The organism is Paramixta manurensis (genome assembly GCF_013285385.1).
Taxonomy (GTDB): Bacteria; Pseudomonadota; Gammaproteobacteria; order Enterobacterales; family Enterobacteriaceae; genus Paramixta; species Paramixta manurensis.
Genome location: NZ_CP054212.1, coordinates 994,193 through 1,010,157, shown reverse-complemented (window position 1 = coordinate 1,010,157; position 15,965 = coordinate 994,193). Strand labels below are relative to the sequence as shown.

The following is a 15,965-nucleotide window of genomic DNA, read 5'->3' as shown; positions in this document are numbered from 1 at the left end:
TACAGCATTACCATGTTTTACCAATGTTAAACTGGAACTGCTCCGCACTATCTCCATCATATTTCTTAATCGGCTGGGCATAAGAGAACACCAACGGCCCCAACGGCGACATCCATTGCAATGCAATACCGCTAGAAACACGAATATTGCTTGGATCGCTATAGTCAGGAATACCGGCGGCACGCGTTTCCGCCGTATTTTGCCAGTGGGTATCCCACACGGTACCGGTATCAACAAACAATGAGGTACGAACCGAGTTAGCATACTTCTCACTGATAAACGGCGTCGGCGTAATCAACTCCAGACTCGCCACCGCCATGGCGTTCCCGCCGACCGCATCATTTGAATCACAGAGCGGTTGGCTACCAGAACAGGTACTGGAGTTGTCATTAAGGTACGCGGCTTTCGGACCAATGTTGTTCGAACGGAAACCACGCACCGAGCTAGAACCACCGGCGTAGAAGTTTTCGTAGAACGGCATCTCTTTACCGCCCAGCCCATCACCATAACCTAAGCGACCGCGGCCCAACAGCACCCACGTTCTGTCTTGGTTAATCGGCACATATTGCTGCGAATCCAGCGTGACTTTGTAGAACTCGTTATCTGAGCCTGGAATCGTCACTTTACCATTCAGGTTGGTACGGTTACCCGCCGTCGGGAAATAGCCGCGGTCAAGGTTGTTATAGGTCCAACCATAGTTGAAGGTGAAGTCATCCGCTGAGAAGCTGTTGCGGCGCGAGAGGTCCGGATGCTGTCCCACCGACTCAAGATAGCGGAACATCGCTATCTGCGGCTGCATACGCGACAAGCCGTTGTGGACATACCCTAAGCCAACGCGTAACGTGTTGTTTTCGTTAACCGGGAAGCCAAGCGTACCATCCAGGCCGTAGCTCTTGTTGGTATAGTCAGACAGGTCTGCGTCATCCGCTCTAAAGTCATTATAGAACAGACGCCCGCCAAGACTGACGCCATCCACCGTAAAGTACGGATCGGTCAGCGAGAACTCCGCATAGGTCTGGAAATCATTCTTGGTACCGCTAATGCCAACGGTATTCCCGGTTCCCAGCCAGTTGTCCTGCGTTACCCCGACCTGGAAGCTGACGCCGCTTTCAGTACCGAAGCCGACACCAAAGTTAAAGGTACCGGTGTTGCGCTCCTTAACTTTGTAAACCACGTCAACCTGGTCCGGCGAACCCGGCACGCGCTGCGTATCCACATCAACGGTTTCAAAGTAACCCGTGCGGTTCAGACGTTCTTTACCCTGCTCAACCAAGTTGCTACCCAGCCATGCGCCTTCCATCTGACGCATTTCACGGCGCAGAACCGAATCTTTCGAGGTGTCATTCCCTTCGAAACGCACCTTACGCACGTAATAGCGGTTACCAGCATCAACGTTGATATGCAGTTTGACGGTTTTATCCGCGTCGTTAATTTCAGGCTGCGTCATCACGCGGGGATAGGCGTAACCATAACGACCGAGCAGTTTTTTCACGTCATCTTCCATACGTGTCACTTTCGTGCCGTTATACAGCTCGCCTGGCTGAATCTTAGTCAGATTCTCAATTTCCGCAGAGTGACCGGCCATACTGCCGTTCACCACTACCCCGGAAATCTTATACTGATCGCCTTCGGTAATATTGACGGTGATATAAATGCCTTTTTTATCCGGCGTCAAACTCACTTGGGTTGAATCAATATTGAAACGCGCATAGCCGCGGTCAAGATAGAAACTACGTAACGTTTCCAGGTCACCGGCCAGTTTCTGTTTCTGATACTTGCGATCGCCAACCAGGTTCCACCACGGCACCTCATCGCGCAACTGGAAGCGTGAGATCAGCTCGTCAGAACTGAAGGCTTTGTTGCCAACAATATTGATCTGCTGAATCTTGGCGGATACCCCTTCGGTAAACACCAGCTTCAAATCGACACGGTTACGCGGCAGCGGCGTGACCACAGCTTTTACGCTAGCGCTATATTTACCGACGCTATAGTAAAAGTCCTCCAACCCCTTCTCGATGGTTGAAATGGTGGTGCGATCCAATGCCTCGCCGACGCGCACGCCGGACGCTTCCAGATTCTGTTTGAGCATGTCATCTTTCACCGCCTTATTACCGGAGAAAGTGATGCTGGCAATTGTGGGACGCTCTTTCACCTGTACGATCAGCGTATCGCCATCGCGCAGGACCTGAACATCTTCAAAGTTTCCGGTAGCAAACAGTGAGCGAATAGTATTACTGATATCGTCGTCCGATACCGTATCACCTACACGAACAGGCATGCTAAGCAGAGCCGCACCGACGGCAACTCGCTGCAGCCCTTCGAAATGAATGTCCTTCACTACGAACCCGTCTGCACCGTATACGGTGGCGCTGCTAAACAGCAGCGACGCTATGAGCAACTTTTTCATCGCCATCGTTGTTATGCGTTCTTCCTAACACGTCCCTTGCCTGAGTAGCCTTCCGGTCACTACAAGCGTGAGAAATCATTGAAAAGTGCAAGCCCCATTAACAACACCAGCAAAATCGAGCCAATGCGATAACTGAAGTCCTGAACTCGCTCGGACACCGGTCCTCCCTTGATCTTTTCGATCGCCAGGAAAAGCAGATGTCCACCATCTAAAACCGGTAGCGGGAAGAGATTGATAATCCCGAGGTTCACGCTAATCAACGCGAGGAACATCAGATAATAAATCACCCCATATTCCGCTGACATTCCGGCACCTTGCGCGATAGAAATCGGCCCGCTCAGATTATTCAGCTTCACCTCACCGGTTATCAATTTACCCAGCATGCCCACGGTTAACTTCATTAGCTGCCAGGTTTTCTCCCCGGCCTCGCCAATTGCCGCAAACGGACCATACTGACGCACCGTTTTATATTCGTCCGGCAACGGTACCACGCGCGGAATGACCCCCGCGAAACCTTCCGCCTTACTGCCCGGCTTGGCTTCTGGCGTCAAATTAAGGTGAATAACTTCACCCTGACGCTCGACGTCTAATGCCATCACTTCACCCGGATGATTACGTACCTGGGTGACAAACGTCTGCCATTCGGCAAGTGGCTGACCATCGACTTTAACGATCCTATCGCCGGCTTGCAAACCTGCTTCACTGGCGGGTGAGCCTGATTGAATTTCCGCCAGTACCGTTTCAATCTGCGGCCCGCGCGGCTGAATCCCTAACGCAATCACCGGATCTTGTTTATCCGGTTCAAAGTGCCAGTGACGTAAATCAACCCGCTTCACAACCGACTGAGAGGAACCAAAGGGCGCGAGGCTAAGGGTGGTTTCACTGTCACCAATTTTCCCCACCAATGCCATACGCACAGCATCCCAATCAGGCGTTTCGATACCGTCGACTGCTTTAAGTTCCATGCCGGGTGTAATTTGCGCTTCGGCAGCCACCGAACCGCTCACTATTTCGCCAATAACCGGACGAACGCCAGGGACGCCATGAATAAAGACCAGCCAGTAGGCAAAAACGGCAAACAGAAAATTTGCGACCGGGCCTGCAGCAATAATTGAGGCGCGTTGTAACACCGTCTTATTATTGAAGGATTGATGGCGCAACTCCGGCGGCACGCTTTCCACCCGTTCATCCAGCATTTTGACGTAGCCGCCAAGCGGAATCAGTGCGATAACATATTCCGTACCTTGACGATCGGTACGCCGCCACAGCGCCTTGCCAAAACCAATGGAAAAACGCTCGACCTTTACCCCGCAGCGGCGCGCCACCCAAAAGTGACCAAACTCATGCACGGTAATCAGCACGCCGAGCGCGACAATGAAAGCGGCAAGACTCCACAGAATGTTCAGCATCGTAACAACGTCCTCACAGCGACCTGAACACCAGCAGAAGCAGGCAGGCAAACACCGGCACCGCCGCCGTCAGGCTATCGATACGGTCAAGAATACCGCCGTGCCCCGGAATCAGGTTACCGCTGTCTTTAATTCCCGCTTCACGTTTGAACATACTTTCGGTGAGATCGCCCAGTACCGAGGCCAGGGCGGCAATAATGGAACAAGCAAGCAGAACCCCGAGCGTCACCGGTAATGGCGCCCACAGGCTAAACAGCCAAGAAATGATCGCTGAGGTTATCAAACCGCCAATAAAGCCTTCCCAGGTTTTCCCCGGAGACACTTTCGGCGCCAGTTTATGTTTGCCGAACAAGCGCCCAAACATATAGGCGCCGGAATCCGCTCCCCACACCAGAAACATGACATACAGCAGCCACCATGCGCCGGCAAAATGATCGGACTCGTAATGATACTGCCGTAGCGCCACCATGCCCCAAAAGAAAGGCACAATAGTCAGAATACCAAACAGCAGACGCAAAAGACGGGAGTGCCGCCAAAGCCCGGCGGAAACCGGGTACGACAACACCATTAGCAGCGCTAAGACCCACCAACCCAATGAGGCCTGGAGCGGCAGACTAATTTGCGGCAAATGAACGGAATGTTGGTACGGAGGAAGCGTAAACAGCATAAAAGCGAGAAGCAGGCCGCATAAAACGGCCAGCCAAATACGTTGGGTGCGAGAAGCAAAACCCGCAAACTGCCCCCATTCCCAGGCGGCTAGCATACACACCACCAGAGTGGTAATAGCAAAACCCACCGGCGGTAACAAAAACAGGGCAGCGATCACCACCGGAATTAATATGAACGCTGTAATCAGACGAGACTTCAGCAAAGGTTACCCCCAGGGCGCTTAGGCGCCGCCAGGTGCTGCGCCGCCAAACCGGCGCTCTCGATGAGAGAAAGCATTCATTGCACCTTCAAAAACTTGTTCATCAAAATCAGGCCAAAGAACATCAGTAAAATAAAACTCAGCATAGGCAATCTGCCACAACAGGAAGTTACTGATACGATGTTCTCCCCCGGTCCTTATTACCAGATCCACTGGCGCCAGATCGCTCATGCAAAGCAGCCCCGATAGGGTATTTTCTTCTATTTGGTCAGGCCGGAGCAACCCTTCCTGTACCTGCCCGGCAATTTCTCTGACGGCATGGATAATATCCCAACGGCCGCCATAATTCGCGGCAATGTTGAGCGTTAGTCCATTATTTTGTTGAGTAAGTTCCTCTGCGCGACGAATGCGCTCTTGTAAGCGCGCGTTAAAACGGCTGATATCGCCAATAATGCGTAAACGGACATTATGTTTGTGCAGACTTTTAACTTCACTGTCCAGCGCCCAAACGAAGAGTTCCATCAGCGCCATCACTTCCTGCGCCGGGCGATTCCAGTTTTCGCTACTAAAGGCATAAAGCGTGAGTGCTTCCAGCTTATTGCTCACGGCGAAGCTTACGGCACGACGAACCGATTTCACTCCCGCTTTATGACCAGAGACGCGAAGCTTGCCCTGGTTTTTAGCCCAACGGCCATTGCCATCCATGATGATGGCCACATGACGAGGCCCTGCCCCTAACTGGTCATCGGTATTTAGTTGATGTTCGGACGACATAACGCGTATTTTTTTCCTTAAATCAGAAATACACCGGTTTCCGAATACATTACCCGCGAGCCGAAAAAAAGCCGTGATGTTCACGGCTCTTTTTACCGCTTTGGCTGTGTAGATCCGCTAAACGGAAGCCAGCGACTATACCAGTTTCACCTTGCGCCCACAAATAGCGGCAACGCAAATCGCTGAATTAACGCGATGAAGCGAAACGCGATATCTGTGCTTCCGCCGCCGCGCGCGCCTGCCGATCGATGTCAATCACCGCCTCAACACTTTGCGGCTCCGCACAGGACAGCGATGACAATACCGCCTGAATAAGTGCGGCAATATCAATAAATCGGATGCGATTATTCAGGAACGCGGCAACCGCAATTTCGTTAACGGCGTTCAGCACGGTGGTGGCCGCCTGCCCGTGTTCACAAGCATCCATCGCCAGCTTGAGACAGGGATAGCGAGCATAGTCAGGCTCAGCGAAAGTCAGCGCGCCCATGCGGGTAAAATCCAGCGGCGTGACGCCCGCCTCTACACGCTGTGGCCACGCCATCGCATGGGCGATTGGCGTACGCATATCCGGCGATCCTAATTGCGCCAGAACGCTGCCATCCCGGTAACGCACCATTGAGTGGATTACCGACTGCGGATGTAAGACCACTTCCATTTGCGCATCGGTGGCGTTAAACAACCAGCGGGCTTCAATGTATTCCAAACCTTTATTCATCATGGTGGCGGAGTCGACAGAAATTTTTCGCCCCATCGACCAGTTCGGATGCGCACATGCCTGGTCTGGCGTAACGGTTGCCAGCGCAGATAAAGGCGTCTCACGAAAAGGTCCACCCGATCCCGTAAGAATAATCGATTCAATCCCATTATCCTTGAGGTCAGCGTATCCCAACCGCTGCTGGATGGATGCAGGTAAACTCTGAAAAATCGCGTTATGTTCACTGTCAATCGGCAGCAATTGCGCCTGCGAAGCGCTCACCGCGTCCATAAATAAACGGCCGCAAGTTACTAAAGATTCTTTATTGGCCAGTAACACCGTTTTACCGGCCCGAATCGCCGCCAGCGTCGGCATCAACCCTGCCGCGCCGACAATCGCGGCCATCACTTGATCAACCCCATCCAGCGCGGCCAGATCGCACGCTGCCTGCTCGCCAGACAAAACTTCGGTATCCACATTGAGCGCCTTCAGTTGCGTACGCAACGCGTGGGCCGATCGCTCGTCCGCCATCGCCGCCCAAGTGGGACGGAAGGTGGCGCACTGCTCTGCCATTAACGCGACATTTTCCCCGGCAACTAAGGCCTTGACGGAAAACAAATGAGGATTTTGTCGAATCACCGCCAACGTACTGGTGCCGATCGATCCGGTTGAACCGAGAATAGTCAGTTGCTTCATGAGGCCGCTCTATATCGAGGTCAAGTGTACTGCCGCTCACATCACAAGGTCAGCGCGTATAAATACGAAACGCCGCCAGGCGGCACGTTCAGCTAGCGAACGGCGCCCGAACGGCGTTTCAATGGCGTAGGATGGAATTAGAAATCCATCAACTCCGCTTCTTTTTCTGCCAACGCGGCATCCACTTTTTTAATGTACGCGTCAGTCATTTTTTGGACATCGTCCTGTGCGCGACGCTCATCGTCTTCGCTGATCTCTTTATCTTTCAGCAGCGCTTTAATTTTGTCGTTAGCATCACGGCGCACGTTACGTACTGAAACGCGCCCTTGCTCCGCTTCGCCACGCACCACTTTAATCAAATCTTTACGACGTTCTTCCGTCAATGCCGGCAACGGCACACGAATATCGCTGCCTGCTGAACTCGGGTTCAGGCCGAGATCGGAAGTCATAATCGCTTTTTCTACCGCCGGACTCATTGAGCGGTCAAACACGTTAATTTTTAACGTGCGGGAATCTTCAACCGTTACACTCGCCAGTTGACGCAGCGGCGTTGGAGTGCCGTAATATTCCACCACGATACCATCAAGAATCGCCGGAGAAGCACGGCCGGTGCGGATTTTGCTGATATGATTTTTGAATGCTTCAACGCATTTTTCCATGCGCGTATCAGCATCTTTTCTAATGTCGTTAATCACGTTGGAACCCTTGGATTCTGTTTGATCCGCCAGATCTTAACAGGCTAAGATCCGTTCAAATAATCGTCGATAATCCCGATCGGTGTGCGTTGGTTAATGCAACGCACCGTCAGAATATACCCCATTTTAACCTGTCACGGGTATTAATGCGTAATCAGAGTGCCTTCTTTTTCGCCCATTACCACGCGACGCAATGCGCCAGGCTTATTCATATTGAAGACCCGGATTGGCAGTTGATGATCGCGCGCCAGCGTGAACGCCGCCAGATCCATTACTTTCAGCTCCCGCTCCAGCACATCCTGGTAGGTTAATTGTTCATGCAGAGTCGCATCCGGGTTCTTCACCGGATCGGCAGAATAAACACCGTCCACTTTGGTGGCTTTCAGCACCACATCGGCTTCAATTTCAATGCCGCGCAGACAGGCTGCAGAGTCGGTAGTAAAGAATGGATTGCCGGTGCCGGCAGAGAAGATCACGACACGGTTGTTACGTAGCAGGCTGATCGCTTCCGCCCAACTGTAATTGTCACACACGCCATTAAGTGGGATAGCGGACATCAAACGCGCATTCACATAAGCACGATGCAGCGCATCACGCATGGCTAAACCGTTCATTACGGTGGCTAACATCCCCATATGGTCGCCAACAACACGGTTCATACCCGCCTGCGCCAGCCCGGCGCCGCGGAACAGGTTACCCCCACCAATGACGACGCCAACCTGAATGCCCAACTCGACCAGTTCTTTGATTTCCTGCGCCATGCGATCAAGGACGCTGGCGTCGATGCCAAAACCTTCAGCGCCTTGCAGTGCTTCGCCACTCAGTTTTAGCAGGATTCGTTGATATACAGGTTTTGCATTGGTAGCCATGGTCATTTTTTCCTGGACGCTATCATGAAAAAGGAGGTGTTAAATCCGATCTATCATCCGCTTAGTACGGCGCTAAATCTATTGGGATGAGACTGAAAAAAAACAGTGCCCATACGTTGGGCAAAAAAGAACCGCCGGGTGGCGGTTCTTTCGGACCATTAAGACTGCTTAGACATGGCCGCAACTTCTGCTGCGAAATCGCTTTCGACTTTTTCGATACCTTCGCCCACTTCAAAGCGGATGAAGTTAATCACGTCAGCGCCTTTCTCTTTCAGCGCCTGACCAACGGTTTTGCTCGGATCGATAACGAAAGCCTGACCTGTCAGAGAAACTTCGCCGGTGAATTTCTTCATGCGGCCTTCAACCATTTTCTCTGCGATTTCTTTCGGCTTGCCAGACTGCATGGCGATATCCAGTTGAACCTGGAATTCTTTCTCAACCACATCGGCAGACACATCTTCCGGCTTAACGAATTCAGGCTTGCTGGCAGCAACGTGCATAGCAATTTGCTTGATCAGCTCTTCGTCTGCACCTTTCGCGGAAACCAGAACACCGATACGCGCGCCGTGCTGATAGCTACCCAGTTCTTCGCCTTCCAGCACCGAGACACGACGGATGTTAATGTTCTCGCCAATTTTCGCGACCAGAGCAACGCGCTCTTCTTCGAACTGCGTGCGCAATACTTCAACGTCAGTCACACGATCGTTAATCGCCGCATCCAGAACTTTGTCTGCGAACGCCTGGAAACCTGCATCTTTCGCGACGAAGTCAGTCTGGCAGTTAACTTCCAGAATCACGCCATAGTTGCCAATGATTTTGGTTTTGATCACGCCGTCAGCAGCAACGTTGCCCGCTTTTTTCGCTGCTTTGATCGCGCCAGACTTACGCATATTTTCGATAGCCAGCTCGATGTCGCCATTCGCTTCAGTCAGCGCTTTTTTACAATCCATCATGCCAGCGCTGGTGCGCTCACGCAGTTCTTTTACCAGAGCAGCGGTAATATCAGCCATTCTCTATTCCTCGGTTTACGGTGACCTAATCAACCCGATGTTATGTCAGGAGGACAGGATAGTCGCAGGAGTTTTTTACCCCGCCAAACAGCGTCTGGCAAAGTAAACGATAAAAATAAAGGGGCCATAATCGGCCCCTTCTACAGATAGCATCTGATTTCTAAGGGCTCTTAAGCAGAGCAATCCTTAATTAAGCAATTACGCGTTTTCTAAGGACGTTTCTTCTGCTTGTTCAACCAGATCCTGAGAACGACCTTCGCGTACGGCTGTCGCTACCGCAGTCAGGTACAGGCTAACAGCACGGATCGCATCGTCGTTACCTGGGATAACGAAATCAACGCCATCCGGATCGGAGTTAGTATCAACGATAGCAAATACCGGAATACCCAGGTTGTTTGCTTCTTTGATTGCGATATGTTCGTGATCGGCATCGACCACAAACAGCGCGTCCGGCAGACCGCCCATATCTTTGATACCGCCCAGGCTGTTTTCCAGCTTGGCCAGTTCACGAGCACGCATCAGTGCTTCTTTTTTGGTCAGTTTGTCGAAAGTGCCGTCCTGAGACTGAGTCTCGAGATCTTTCAGACGTTTGATGGACTGACGAACGGTTTTCCAGTTGGTCAGCATACCACCCAACCAGCGGTGGTTTACGAAGAACTGGTCGCAGCTCAGTGCAGCATCTTTTACCGCTTCGCTTGCAGCGCGCTTAGTACCAACAAACAGAATCTTACCTTTACGGGAAGCGATTTTGTTCAGTTCAGCCAGCGCTTCATTGAACATTGGTACGGTTTTCTCAAGGTTGATGATGTGAACTTTGTTACGCGCACCGAAGATGAACGGCTTCATTTTCGGGTTCCAGTAACGGGTTTGGTGACCGAAGTGAACACCAGCCTTGAGCATGTCGCGCATGGAAACAGTTGCCATGATTACCTCTAAATTAAGTTTGGGGTTGGGCCTCCACGTATCCCTAACAACCGACCTCGCAAGCCCTCAGGCTTTAAAGGCACCCCGGCGCAGGTGTCGATACGTGTGTGTTGTTTACACATAGTGAGATTTATGCGTTTCTCCGTAGCCAAATGTGCCTGACAGAGAATCGTCGGCGCGCTTTATACCACAAAGCGCCGGTTGACGCCAATAGTTGTTATTTCGCCAATCGCCCCCATTCTGCATTTGGCAGCATCAGGACGGGCTGCTAACATGACACCACTTGCACTATTATTGTCGAAAATTACGACAACTGCGGACTAAATTAATGGCAATTTCAATTAAAACCCCAGAAGAAATCGAAAAGATGCGCGTCGCAGGCCGTCTCGCAGCCGAAGTGCTGGAGATGATCGAGCCACACGTCAAACCCGGCGTAACCACCGCTGAACTGGATCGTATTTGCGACGATTATATCGTTAATGAGCAACACGCGATCTCCGCTTGCCTCGGTTATCACGGCTTCCCGAAATCGGTGTGTATCTCAGTTAATGAAGTGGTTTGTCACGGTATTCCGAGTGACGAAAAAGTCCTGAAAGATGGCGATATCGTTAATATCGACGTCACGGTAATTAAGGATGAGTACCACGGCGATACCTCTAAAATGTTTATTGTCGGTAAACCGACTATTCAGGGCGAGCGTCTGTGCCGTGTCACGCAAGAGAGCCTCTACCTGGCGTTGCGGATGGTTAAACCGGGTATTCGCTTGCGTTCGCTGGGCCGCGAGATTCAAAAATATGTTGAAGCGCAGGACTTTTCAGTGGTGCGTGAATATTGTGGTCACGGTATTGGCAAAGGCTTTCATGAGGAGCCACAGGTTCTCCATTATGATGCGGATGACGGCGGCGTCGTGCTTCAGCAAGGCATGACCTTCACGATCGAACCGATGGTTAATGCCGGTGATTACCGCATTCGCAGCATGAAAGATGGCTGGACGGTGAAAACCAAAGACCGCAGCTTATCCGCCCAGTACGAACATACCATTGTGGTGACGGAAGATGGGTGTGAGATTTTAACGCTACGTAAAGATGATACGATTGAGGCCCGTCTGGTCGCGCCAGCCGCGTAAAGGCTCTACCCTCTCCGGCCCCATTTTTGGGGCCAAAACACCCGCCTCCCCTCTCTGCCCAACCTGCCATCAATAATCGCGCTTTTCCCGCCGATATTTTTATGCTGATAATGGCACTTCTATGCCCTTGCCCATGTTGTGACCAGGAGAACGTTGCCCCGATGACCGATACTACTGTAAACCATTTGGCTGTTTCTCCTGGCGACTGGGATGACACGCAGTTAACGCGTGAGCAGTTAAAACTGCTGCTGGAGGCTTTTCAACAACAGATGGCCGATGCGTTTGACGCCGGAGAGCCGGTTGAATCGCTAATTGATGCGCGCACGATGTTTATTGATGGGCTACTACGCCGCTTGTGGCGTTTTTATGGCTTTGAAGGCATGAGCGACCTGGCATTGGTCGCCGTTGGCGGCTATGGGCGAGGAGAACTGCACCCGCTATCAGATGTCGACGTACTGATTCTAAGCCGCCAACCGCTGCTGGAGCGCGACGCACAACAGGTTAGCGCATTGCTGACCCTGATGTGGGACCTCAAGCTAGAAGTTGGCCACAGCGTGCGTACGCTTGAAGAGTGCTTGCTGGAAGGGCTTTCCGATCTCACTATTGCCACCAACCTGATCGAATCGCGCATGCTTATCGGCGATGTCGCGCTGTTTCTCGAATTACAAAAGCATGTCTTCAGCGATGGTTTCTGGCCCTCCTCACGCTTTTTTGCGGCAAAAATCGCCGAACAGCAAGAGCGCCATCAACGCTATCACGGCACCAGCTATAACCTTGAACCCGATATTAAAAGCAGCCCCGGCGGCCTGCGGGATATTCATACTCTCCTTTGGGTTGCCCGGCGCCATTTCGGCGCAACATCGCTTGATGAAATGGTCGGCTTCGGTTTTCTAACGCAAGCCGAACGCAATGAACTTAATGAGTGTCAGGATTTTCTGTGGCGTATTCGTTTCGCACTACATCTAACGTTGCCGCGCTACGATAATCGGCTGTTATTTGATCGTCAGCTTAACGTGGCCCACCGCCTGAATTATCAGGGCGAAGGCAATGAGCCGGTCGAACGCATGATGAAAGACTTTTATCGCGTTACGCGTCGCATCGGTGAGTTAAACCAGATGTTGCTGCAACTGTTTGACGAAGCGATTCTGGCGCTGGATGCCACCGAAAAACCACGCCCAATTGATGATGATTTTCAACTGCGCGGCGATTTGATTGATTTACGTGATGAAACGCTGTTTAGCCGCCATCCCGAAGCGATTTTGCGCATGTTTTACGTCATGGTGCGTAACCCGAATATCAACGGCATATACTCAACTACGCTGCGCCAGTTACGTCATGCCCGTCGCCATCTGAAACAGCCTTTGTGCAGCATCCCGGAAGCACGCCAGTTGTTTTTATCCATTTTACGCCACCCCGGCGCGGTCAGCCGGGCCCTGGTGCCAATGCACCGCCACAGCGTACTGTGGGCCTATATGCCGCAATGGAGCAATATCGTCGGCCAAATGCAATTCGACCTGTTTCATGCCTACACCGTGGATGAACACACCATCCGCGTGTTGCAGAAGCTGGAAAGCTTTGCCGATGAGCAAACCCGCCCACGTCATCCCTTGTGCGTAGAACTTTGGCCACGCTTGCCGCAAACCGAACTGCTGCTGATGGCGGCGCTATTCCATGACATCGCCAAAGGGCGCGGCGGCGATCACTCAATTTTAGGCGCGCAAGATGCGCTAGAGTTCGCCGAGCTTCACGGCCTAAACTCGCGCGAAACGCAACTGGTTGCCTGGTTGGTGCGCCATCATCTGCTGATGTCAGTCACCGCTCAGCGTCGGGATATCCAAGACCCCACCGTTATCCAGCAATTTGCCGAAGTAATGCAAAATGAAAACCGCCTGCGTTACCTGGTCTGCCTGACGGTAGCGGATATTTGCGCCACTAATGAAAACTTATGGAATAGCTGGAAACAGAGCCTGCTGCGCGAACTCTTTTTCGCCACCGAGAAACAGCTTCGGCGCGGGATGGAAAACAGCCCCGATTTACGTGAACGAGTGCGTCATCATCGTCTACAGGCGCTGGCATTACTACGCATGGACAATATTAATGAAGAGTCGCTGCACCGTGTTTGGGGTCGTTGCCGCGCGGATTATTTCTTGCGACACACGCCAAATCAGTTAGCCTGGCATGCGCGCCATCTAATGAAACACGACCTCAAAAAACCGCTGGTATTGGTGAGCCCGCAGGCTACGCGCGGCGGCACAGAGATTTTTATCTGGAGCCCGGATCGCCCCTACCTGTTCGCTACTGTGGTGGGTGAATTAGATCGTCGTAACCTGAGCGTGCATGATGCGCAAATCTTCACCAGCCGCGACGGTATGGCGATGGATACCTTTATCGTTCTGGAACCCGATGGCAGCCCGCTGGCGCCCGATCGCCATCGGTTGATCAGCCAGGCGCTGGAACAAGCGATCACGCAAACGACCTGGGTACCGCCGCGACCGCGCCGTCAGTCGGCCAAACTGAAGCATTTCAACGTCGATACCGAGGTACGTTTCCTGCAATCACATAATGAACGCCGGACATGGCTTGAACTGATCGCACTCGATCAGCCCGGTTTACTGGCGCGCGTAGGTGAAGTTTTCGCTGATTTAGGCGTCTCGCTGCACGGCGCACGCATCAGTACCATCGGCGAACGCGTCGAGGATTTGTTCATTCTCGCCAATAACGAACGCCGGGCGCTGGAACACGATTTGCGCGAAGAGCTACAACAACGGTTGACAGAGGCCCTCAATCCAAACGATAAAGTGTGACCCAACGCATTTTTATTGTTAACAGAACGGCCTACAGGGAGCGCAGCAAAACCGCCTGTTTCCCTGGGACGATTTGACACAGGAAATTTGACTTAATGCAACAATTACAGAGTGTTATTGAAAGCGCATTTGAGCGCCGTGCCGATATTACGCCCACTAGCGTGGATAGCGTAACCCGTGAAGCCGTCAACCAGGTTATCGCCCTGCTGGATAGCGGCGCATTACGCGTGGCGGAAAAAATTGAGGGCCAGTGGGTCACTCATCAGTGGCTGAAAAAGGCGGTGCTGCTCTCTTTCCGCATTAATGACAATCAGGTAATTGATGGCGCAGAAAGCCGTTATTACGACAAAGTGCCGATGAAGTTTACTGACTATGATGACGCACGTTTCAAAAAAGAGGGGTTCCGCGTGGTGCCGCCTGCGGCAGTACGTCAGGGCGCATTTATCGCACGTAACACTGTGCTGATGCCCTCTTACGTTAATATCGGCGCTTATGTGGATGAAGGCAGCATGGTTGATACTTGGGCAACCGTGGGTTCTTGTGCGCAAATCGGTAAAAACGTTCACCTCTCCGGCGGCGTAGGTATTGGTGGCGTGCTGGAGCCGCTGCAAGCGAATCCGACCATTATTGAAGACAACTGCTTTATCGGCGCACGTTCTGAAATCGTTGAAGGGGTGATTGTCGAAGAAGGCGCGGTCATTTCTATGGGCGTTTATATCGGGCAAAGTACCAAAATCTATGATCGCGAAACCGGCGAAGTGCATTATGGACGCGTTCCGGCCGGTTCGGTGGTGGTTTCAGGCAATCTTCCCTCGAAAGATGGCAGCTACAGCCTCTATTGTGCGGTTATCGTGAAGAAGGTGGATGCGAAAACCCGTGCTAAAGTGGGCATTAATGAACTGCTGCGTACTATCGACTAATTCTCGTCCGGGCTGCGTCCTGCAGCCCGTAAAAAAAACTTTACACCCTTTCCAATAAAACCTGTTTCGCGCAGCGAATTAACAGATGCTATTGCGCAACTTCTGAGCGATAATCCGCGCCAGTTAATTAATGGTATTGGCCTGTAACTGCTGTCCGGACTGCTACTTTTGCGGCTATCTTTAGCGCTGGAGTACGGAACGAGCGAGCCAAGTGAAGACAAGGCGTAAGCGCGCAGCCAGCGCAGTGGACGGTAGTCCCTAAGCCTGGCGAGCACTGCACAACGCAGTATTCACGACGCGCAGCCGGCACGACAGAAACTTCACTTAGGAACAAACGCTATGTATGACAATTTAAAAAGCCTTGGCATCACCAACCCCGACGACGTGGATCGCTATAGCCTGCGCCAGGAAGCGAATAACGACATTCTGAAGATTTACTTCCGCAAAGATAAAGGCGAGTTTTTTGCCAAAAGCGTGAAGTTTAAATATCCGCGTCAACGTAAAACTGTGGTTGCCGATAACGGCACTCAGGGATACAAAGAAGTACAGGAAATCAGCCCTAACCTGCGTTATGTGATCGATGAGCTGGATCAAATTTGCCAACGCGATCAGGTAGAAGTGGATCTGAAGCGTAAGATTCTTGACGACCTGCGTCATTTAGAAAGCGTGGTTTCTAATAAAATCGCCGAGATCGAATCCGATCTGGAAAAATTAACCCGCAACGGTCGCTAATTAATATTTTCAACCGGCATCATTAACGCCGGGAAAG

13 protein-coding genes are annotated in these 15,965 nt (G+C 52.0%); 4 read left to right on the top strand and 9 right to left on the bottom strand.

The genetic code is table 11. The annotated features are described in order from the left end of the window. Positions 1–7 precede the first annotated feature (7 nt). From bamA to rpsB, 9 genes are all read right to left on the bottom strand, one after another. On the bottom strand, positions 8–2,413 hold the full coding sequence (bamA, locus tag PMPD1_RS04825; RefSeq protein ID WP_173632971.1) for an outer membrane protein assembly factor BamA: 2,406 nt from the start codon (positions 2,411–2,413) through the stop codon (positions 8–10). Positions 2,414–2,466: 53 nt separating this feature from the next. Further along, positions 2,467–3,816 carry a sigma E protease regulator RseP gene (gene rseP / locus PMPD1_RS04820; protein WP_173632970.1) on the bottom strand — a complete coding sequence of 450 codons (1,350 nt, stop codon included), beginning with the start codon at positions 3,814–3,816 and terminating at the stop codon, positions 2,467–2,469. Positions 3,817–3,829: 13 nt separating this feature from the next. Further along, positions 3,830–4,687, bottom strand: coding sequence for a phosphatidate cytidylyltransferase (gene cdsA, locus PMPD1_RS04815; protein WP_173632969.1), 858 nt, complete (start codon positions 4,685–4,687; stop codon positions 3,830–3,832). A gap of 18 nt (positions 4,688–4,705) precedes the next feature. Next, complete coding sequence (gene ispU, locus PMPD1_RS04810; RefSeq protein WP_173632968.1) at positions 4,706–5,458, bottom strand: (2E,6E)-farnesyl-diphosphate-specific ditrans,polycis-undecaprenyl-diphosphate synthase; 753 nt, start codon at positions 5,456–5,458, stop codon at positions 4,706–4,708. Between the two features lie 187 nt (positions 5,459–5,645). Next, positions 5,646–6,848, bottom strand: a complete 1,203-nt coding sequence (gene ispC, locus PMPD1_RS04805) for a 1-deoxy-D-xylulose-5-phosphate reductoisomerase (protein ID WP_173632967.1) — start codon at positions 6,846–6,848, stop codon at positions 5,646–5,648. A 137-nt stretch (positions 6,849–6,985) separates the two neighbouring features. Continuing rightward, entirely contained in the window at positions 6,986–7,543 is a 558-nt protein-coding gene (gene frr, locus PMPD1_RS04800) for a ribosome recycling factor (RefSeq protein WP_173632966.1), read from the bottom strand. Between the two features lie 143 nt (positions 7,544–7,686). Continuing rightward, positions 7,687–8,412 (bottom strand): UMP kinase, encoded by a 726-nt coding sequence (gene pyrH / locus PMPD1_RS04795; RefSeq protein WP_075182134.1) that lies wholly within the window; start codon positions 8,410–8,412, stop codon positions 7,687–7,689. A 158-nt stretch (positions 8,413–8,570) separates the two neighbouring features. Beyond that, on the bottom strand, positions 8,571–9,422 hold the full coding sequence (tsf, locus tag PMPD1_RS04790) for a translation elongation factor Ts (RefSeq protein ID WP_173632965.1): 852 nt from the start codon (positions 9,420–9,422) through the stop codon (positions 8,571–8,573). 198 nt (positions 9,423–9,620) lie between these two features. Further along, complete coding sequence (gene rpsB, locus PMPD1_RS04785; RefSeq protein WP_173632964.1) at positions 9,621–10,346, bottom strand: 30S ribosomal protein S2; 726 nt, start codon at positions 10,344–10,346, stop codon at positions 9,621–9,623. 328 nt (positions 10,347–10,674) lie between these two features. Between rpsB and map the strand changes: the two genes are divergently transcribed. From map to PMPD1_RS04765, 4 genes are all read left to right on the top strand, one after another. Then, entirely contained in the window at positions 10,675–11,472 is a 798-nt protein-coding gene (gene map, locus PMPD1_RS04780; RefSeq protein WP_173632963.1) for a type I methionyl aminopeptidase, read from the top strand. A 161-nt stretch (positions 11,473–11,633) separates the two neighbouring features. Then, positions 11,634–14,276: a bifunctional uridylyltransferase/uridylyl-removing protein GlnD gene (gene glnD / locus PMPD1_RS04775; RefSeq protein ID WP_173632962.1), complete on the top strand. Its 2,643-nt coding sequence runs from the start codon at positions 11,634–11,636 to the stop codon at positions 14,274–14,276. Positions 14,277–14,371: 95 nt separating this feature from the next. Beyond that, positions 14,372–15,196: a 2,3,4,5-tetrahydropyridine-2,6-dicarboxylate N-succinyltransferase gene (gene dapD, locus PMPD1_RS04770; RefSeq protein WP_173632961.1), complete on the top strand. Its 825-nt coding sequence runs from the start codon at positions 14,372–14,374 to the stop codon at positions 15,194–15,196. A 339-nt stretch (positions 15,197–15,535) separates the two neighbouring features. Beyond that, positions 15,536–15,928, top strand: a complete 393-nt coding sequence (locus PMPD1_RS04765; RefSeq protein ID WP_173632960.1) for a DUF3461 family protein — start codon at positions 15,536–15,538, stop codon at positions 15,926–15,928. The last annotated feature ends 37 nt before the right edge of the window (positions 15,929–15,965 follow it).

Coding starts and splice junctions, on each gene's coding strand:
- bamA (WP_173632971.1), bottom strand. CDS start 2,413: ATGGCGATGAAAAAGTTGCTCATAGCGTCGCTGCTGTTTAGCAGCGCC.
- rseP (WP_173632970.1), bottom strand. CDS start 3,816: ATGCTGAACATTCTGTGGAGTCTTGCCGCTTTCATTGTCGCGCTCGGC.
- ispU (WP_173632968.1), bottom strand. CDS start 5,458: ATGTCGTCCGAACATCAACTAAATACCGATGACCAGTTAGGGGCAGGG.
- ispC (WP_173632967.1), bottom strand. CDS start 6,848: ATGAAGCAACTGACTATTCTCGGTTCAACCGGATCGATCGGCACCAGT.
- pyrH (WP_075182134.1), bottom strand. CDS start 8,412: ATGGCTACCAATGCAAAACCTGTATATCAACGAATCCTGCTAAAACTG.
- tsf (WP_173632965.1), bottom strand. CDS start 9,422: ATGGCTGATATTACCGCTGCTCTGGTAAAAGAACTGCGTGAGCGCACC.
- rpsB (WP_173632964.1), bottom strand. CDS start 10,346: ATGGCAACTGTTTCCATGCGCGACATGCTCAAGGCTGGTGTTCACTTC.
- map (WP_173632963.1), top strand. CDS start 10,675: ATGGCAATTTCAATTAAAACCCCAGAAGAAATCGAAAAGATGCGCGTC.
- glnD (WP_173632962.1), top strand. CDS start 11,634: ATGACCGATACTACTGTAAACCATTTGGCTGTTTCTCCTGGCGACTGG.
- dapD (WP_173632961.1), top strand. CDS start 14,372: ATGCAACAATTACAGAGTGTTATTGAAAGCGCATTTGAGCGCCGTGCC.
- PMPD1_RS04765 (WP_173632960.1), top strand. CDS start 15,536: ATGTATGACAATTTAAAAAGCCTTGGCATCACCAACCCCGACGACGTG.